The organism is Bradyrhizobium sp., assembly GCF_027451485.1.
Taxonomy (GTDB): Bacteria; Pseudomonadota; Alphaproteobacteria; order Rhizobiales; family Xanthobacteraceae; genus Bradyrhizobium.
Genome location: NZ_DAIDJE010000112.1, coordinates 1 through 5,941 on the forward strand (window position 1 = coordinate 1; position 5,941 = coordinate 5,941).

A 5,941-nucleotide genomic window follows, 5' to 3' on the forward strand; every position below is an offset into this window, starting at 1 on the left:
CATCATCTTCACGGAGTACGAGGACACGCGGCGTTGGCTCGAGCGGCGCCTCAGAGAGGCAGTGTCGAACACGGATCGCGCTGATGAACGCATTGGCGTATTCACCGGCGCAACGGGATCGGACCGAAGGGAAGAGGTAAAACGGGCCTTCAACGCTGATCCAGATGTTGAGCCGTTGCGCATCCTCATCTGCACCGACGCAGCCCGCGAGGGCATCAACCTTCAAAGCTATTGTTCTGACCTGATTCATTTCGACCTGCCTTGGAACCCCTCCCGCCTGGAGCAGCGCAACGGCCGTATCGATCGCAAGCTTCAGCCGGCGAAACAGGTCATTTGCCGGTACTTCCGCTACGAGCAGCGCGAAGCCGACATCGTATTGGAAGCGCTGGTCCGGAAGACGGAGACCATCCGCGAGCAGCTCGGCTCGGTCGGCCAGGTGATCGAGGACCGCATCGCGAAGCGTCTGGCCGAAGGTGGCATTTTGCGCGGCCAGGGGGCGGCGATCGCTCGGGCCATTGCTGAGGAAAGCGACGCCGAACGGCTTAATCGCGCGCGCGCCGAAATGGACGACGACGAACGCGCCCGTCACGAACGGTTGTTGAAAGAGCAGGCCGATCTTCAGCGCGCGCTGGAACGATCGCGTGAGCGCGTCGGCGTTGACCCAGAGGATCTTCATCGCGTGGCTGCAGCGGCATTGTCCCGCGCCGGCTACGTACTCGACGATGCTCGTGGGGAGGTCGTTGGCAAGGTGGCAACCTACCGGCTCGATCCCAACGACCCAGCGTTCACAAAAGACGCGGGTTGGGACGACGCCTTCGACGATCTTCGGGTTCGGCCGCGAAAGCGTGGCGAGCGCCTTGGCGACTGGCGACGCGATGCGCCCATTCGGTCGATCGCTTTCAGTCCGCCGATCTTGGCCGATGGTCGTGACGCCTCGGATGTTGTGCAGGTGCATCTTGAGCATCGCTTGGTCAGGCGGCTCCTGTCTCGTTTCCTTAGCCAAGGCTTCCAGTCGAAGCTTTCGCGCGTGTCGGTCATCTACGGACCGGGCGCACAGCCGCGTGTCGTGCTGATGGGACGCCTTGCGGTCTTCGGCGCGGGCGCGGCGCGGCTGCACGAAGAAGTCATCCCGATTACGGCGATCTGGACTGAGTCAGAACGCGACCGCAAGTCGCTCCGGCCGCTGGGAGAGAGCGGCGAGGAAAAAACCCTCAATCAGCTCGAAGAGGCCCTGCGCGATGCCCGCGAAGCGTCCGGCGCCGCCGTCGCCCGTATCCAGGCTCTGGTCGCGAAGGATATCGCCGACCTGGTCCCGGCCTTGGAAAAGATCGCAGCGGAGCGCCTGACGACTGTTACGGCCCAACTCCAGAAGCGAGGGGAGGAGGAGGCGCGCTCGCTGTCCGACCTGCTTGAGCAGCAGAGGTCACGCATCGCCAAGGCGGCAAAGGAGTTCGACCCCAACCAGCTCACTCTCGATCTCGTGCCCGAGGAACGGCGCGAGCGAGAGGCGGACCGGCGGCACTGGGAAGGCCGCTTGACGCGCCTTGAGCGTGAGTTGCGCGATGAGCCGAAGCGGCTTCGCGACTCCTATGAGGTGCGAGCGCACCGCCTGGAGCCCGTTGGCCTCGTCTATCTATGGCCGGTATCGGGGTAGGCACGATGGCTGCTGAAATCTATCGCGATCCCGATCTCGAATGGCTCGACCATGTGCCGCCGGTGGGTCTCGTCGTCGCGCCGACCCTCCTCAAGGAATTGGGGCTTCTGCCGGTCAGGCAAACTCCGATCGACACGGGCCAGGTTGCCGAGATCATTGGCTCGGAGCTTTCCAAGCCAGCCCTCACCGATCCCTGGGCCTTCGTCGAGCAGGTGCTAGGCTGGGAAGCGCGCCACGTGGCGGGCGCGCCGGGTGGCCCGGCCATTCCCGATGAATTGCTCGTCGCGCTGCCGGAACATGGCACGACACTTCGGCCGACCTGGGCTGTCGCTGAACTCGGGGAGGGAGATCGTCGCTGGCAGCTTCTCGTGCGCATCGAAGCGCCAGGTGTCGATCCCGATGCCAGGAACGCCCTCGACGGCTGGGAGGCGACGCCGCATCAGCGTTTCGAGCGGCTGTTGCGCGATACCGGCGTCTTTGCCGGTCTGCTGATTTCGGAGCGGGATGAACGGAAGGATGGCGAGGCTCGGTACTATCCCGAGTTTCGCCTGATCTATGCGCCGCGCGGCGAGACGTCGGGCCATCAGAGTTTTCCGATCCGGCCCATGGCGATGGTCGCCGGTCGGCCCATGCTCGGTGGCCTGAAGCTCTTGCTCGATCGATTTCGGCTGTTCTCGGATGCCGATGACCGGCGCCTGCCTGCACTGCTGAAGCACAGCCGCGACGCCCAGGCTCTGGTTTCAACTGCGCTCGCCGAGCAGGTGCTCGGCGCGCTCCACGAGCTGCTGCGCGGGTTGGACAGCGCCGAGCCGGCGCTCGTGCGCGAACTCGCGGCAAGCCGTCCGGACCATCTCTATGAGGGGCTGCTGACCGTCCTGATGCGGCTGGTCTTCGTGCTCTACGCCGAGGACCGAGATCTGCTTCCATCGCGATCCGACGCCCGCGCGCGCGAAATCTAAGAGACCAGTTATTCAGTCCGCGGGCTCTACGCCAAGCTCACGGAAGACGCAACGCTCAATCCCGACACGATGGATGAGCGGCGCGGCGGATGGGGCGGATTGCTGGCGCTGTTTCGCCTGATCCACAAAGGCCACAAGACGGGGTTCGTGCAGGCGCGTGGAGGCAAGCTGTTCGATCCGGACGAATTTCCCTTCCTTGAGGGCCGCGCCTCGAAGGATGACCCGGCCCGAATTCTGGCCGTTTCCGACGGGTGCCTGCTTCGCATCTTCGAAGGACTGATGACCCTGAAGCTGCGCGGCGCCGAGCGGGAGCGACTGTCTTACCGGACACTCGACGTCGAGCAGATAGGCTCGGTCTACGAGACTGTCATGGGCTTCACGGTCGAGGCCGCCAAGAGCCGCGTGCTCGCCATCAAGGCCGGCAAAAACAACAAGACGCCGGTGTTTGTCGAGCTCGATGACGTTCTCGCGAAGAAGGGCAAGGAGCGGATCAAGGAACTGAAAGAGAATGTCGGGCGCGCCTTGACGGCAGCGCAAGGCAAGCCGGTCGAGGAAGCGAGGAGCGTCGAGGACCTCGTGGCCGCGCTCGACGGAATGGTCGATGAGCGTGGCTCACCCAAGAAAAGGGTCGCGGCATCGGGCACGCCGATTCTGCAGCCGACTGGAGAGCGGCGACGGACGGGTAGTCACTACACGCCGAGGTCACTCACAGCCCCGATCGTCAAATATGCGCTGGAGCCAGCTTTTGCTCGGCTGGGGCCTGATGCGACGCCAGATCAAGTGCTGGATCTAAAGGTGTGCGACCCGGCGATGGGCTCGGGCGCTTTCTTGGTTGAGGCCTGCCGCGCCTTGGGCGAACGTCTGGTTGCGGCATGGGCGCGCTGGCCGGACACGCGGCCTACCATTCCCGCCGACGAGGACGAGGAGCTTCACGCTCGCCGGCTCGTCGCGCAACGCTGCCTCTACGGCGTCGACAAAAATCCGCGAGCAGTCGATCTCGCGCGGCTGTCGCTTTGGCTGGCGACGCTGGCACGGGACCATGAGTTCACCTTCCTCGACCACGCACTGAAATGCGGCGACAGCCTGGTTGGTCTTTCGCGCCGCCAAATTGGAGCGCTGACTTGGGAGAGTGTGGCTGCGGGTACGCAGTCGACCATGCTTGAACTGCTTGTGAAGCAGCGCTTTGAGGAGGCCGTGAAGGGGCGAGATGAGATCCGCTCAGCGCCCGACGATGTCGTCCGCGCGATCCAGGAGCAGCGCCACAAATTTTTAGACCAAAAAACTGACGAAGTGCGCTTGGCTGGCGATGCTGTCATCGCGGCGTATTTCGTAGGCGACAAGCCGAAGGCCCGCAAAGCGAGTCTTGCCAGTGTTGAACATGCAGTCGGCAAACTCCCGCCAGACTGGGACGTTGCAAAACAGCTTCGGGCGGCATTGCTGCGCGAACCACATAGGATCAGACCATTCCATTGGGAGCTCGAATTTCCTGAGGTCTTCTCGCGTCAAGAAGGTGGCTTTGACGCCATTGTGGGCAATCCGCCGTTCGCTGGAAAGAACACCATCATCGGTGGGAATTCCAAGAACTACTTGCCGTGGCTGCAAACGCTCCATGCCGACGCGCATGGCAATGCTGATCTTGTCGCGCACTTCTTTCGTCGCGCATTTAGCTTACTGCGCCAAGGCGGTGTATTTGGGCTGATCGCTACCAATACAATCGGACAGGGCGACACGCGCGCGTCAGGTCTGACGAAAATCATCGCCAACGGGGGCGCGATCCTGCGCGCCACGCGGCGGTTGAAATGGCCCGGCGAAGCGGCGGTGGTGGTTTCGGTCGTACATATCGTGAAGGGTGAATCGACTTCGCCTGTACTCGACACACGGCAAGTGCGGCGCATCTCGGCCTATCTCGTTGAAGGCGAACTCGACACCTCGCCAGTGGCGCTAGCAGCCAATTCCGGAAAGGCGTTCGTGGGTTCCTACGTCCTCGGCATAGGCTTCACCTTTGACGATGTGGCCGCTGCGAAGGGGGAGGCCGAGAGCCTTGCAACGATGCGCGCGCTGATCGCTAAGAACTCGAAAAATGCGGAGCGTATTTTTCCGTATATCGGTGGCGAGGAAGTCAATACTTCTCCTACGCATCAACATCATCGTTATGTAATTGACTTCTTTGATCGCCCGTTGCGGAGAGAGCCGAGTCACAAAAATTGGCAAGATATGGATAGTGATGAACGTGCAAGATGTCGGACGACCGGGATTGTTCCGGATGATTACCCAGGCGAGGTTGCCGAGGATTGGCCTGATCTGATCGAAATAGTTAGGCGATTGGTCAAACCAGAGCGAGATGTTCAAAAACGGGATGCATTGCGCATACGTTGGTGGCAATACGCTGAAAAGCGGCCCGGTCTATATTCTGCGATCATGCCGCTGGAGCGAGTGCTTGTGACAACTCGCGTTTCACAATTCTTGGCGATTGCGCAGATCGATTCGGGTCAGGTTTATTCTGAGCAACTGATCCCTCTGGCCTTTGCATCAATGGCGGCGTTTTCTGCTGTACAGTCGCGCTGTCATGAGTTGTGGACTCGCTTTTTTGCTTCGACGCTAGAAGAGCGACTACGCTACGTTCCGTCCGATTGCTTCCGCACCTTCCCCTTTCCACTCGATTTTGAAACCAACACCCGACTCGAAGCCGCAGGCGATGCCTATCACGCGTTCCGCGCGCAGTTGATGATCGACCGCAACGAGGGTCTGACCAAGACCTCCAACCGCTTTCATGCACGCAGCGAAAACTCTGCCGACATCGTCCGCCTGCGCGCGCTGTATGCCGAGATGGATACAGCCGTCCTACGTGCCTATGGCTGGGACGATCTGGCCGATCGCGCCGCGCCCGAATTCATCGAGCAGGAGGCCGACGAAGGCAAAACGCCCAAAACCCGCCTCGACTGGCCCGCCGAATTCAAGGACGAAATCCTCGCCCGCCTCCTCGCTCTCAATGCCGAGCGTGCAGCCGCGGAACGCGCGGCCGGCCTGATCGCCGAGGCGCCGGAGGACGAACTGGTCGATGGTGAAGAGGTCGACTAACCGAGGCAAAAAGCGTTCCGGCCTATTACGGCCGGCGCCACTTGTCCGGATGGCCCACATTGGTCTGGCGAACCCGCTCGACGAAAATGTCCGCGCCGCGCTGCTGAGCCCAGTCAATCGCCGCCCCCTGGGTCGGCAGAACGGCGCTGGCCCGCTCCGCTCCTGGCTTGCGCACTGCGTAATCGCCTTCGCCGGGGCGACGCTCGATGAAAACCCGCTTATCCGCCAATGGAACCTCCATGGGTCAAAG

The 5,941-nt window shown here is 62.1% G+C and carries 4 protein-coding genes; 3 read left to right on the forward strand and 1 reads right to left on the reverse strand.

Annotation, left to right across the window (positions count from 1 at the left end):
- From NEZ08_RS14685 to NEZ08_RS14695, 3 genes are all read left to right on the forward strand, one after another.
- The coding region (locus NEZ08_RS14685) for a helicase-related protein (RefSeq protein WP_298108042.1) at nt 1–1,654 on the forward strand (1,654 nt) is incomplete at its 5' end.
- Between the two features lie 5 nt (nt 1,655–1,659).
- Nucleotides 1,660–2,613, forward strand: a complete 954-nt coding sequence (locus tag NEZ08_RS14690) for a hypothetical protein (RefSeq protein ID WP_298108045.1) — start codon at nt 1,660–1,662, stop codon at nt 2,611–2,613.
- A 99-nt stretch (nt 2,614–2,712) separates the two neighbouring features.
- Complete coding sequence (locus NEZ08_RS14695; RefSeq protein WP_298108048.1) at nt 2,713–5,691, forward strand: DNA methyltransferase; 2,979 nt, start codon at nt 2,713–2,715, stop codon at nt 5,689–5,691.
- A gap of 25 nt (nt 5,692–5,716) precedes the next feature.
- Here NEZ08_RS14695 and NEZ08_RS14700 read toward each other — a convergent pair whose 3' ends face one another.
- Nucleotides 5,717–5,920 carry a DUF2188 domain-containing protein gene (locus NEZ08_RS14700; RefSeq protein ID WP_298108051.1) on the reverse strand — a complete coding sequence of 68 codons (204 nt, stop codon included), beginning with the start codon at nt 5,918–5,920 and terminating at the stop codon, nt 5,717–5,719.
- Between the last annotated feature and the right edge of the window lie 21 nt (nt 5,921–5,941).

Coding starts and splice junctions, on each gene's coding strand:
- NEZ08_RS14690 (WP_298108045.1), top strand. CDS start 1,660: ATGGCTGCTGAAATCTATCGCGATCCCGATCTCGAATGGCTCGACCAT.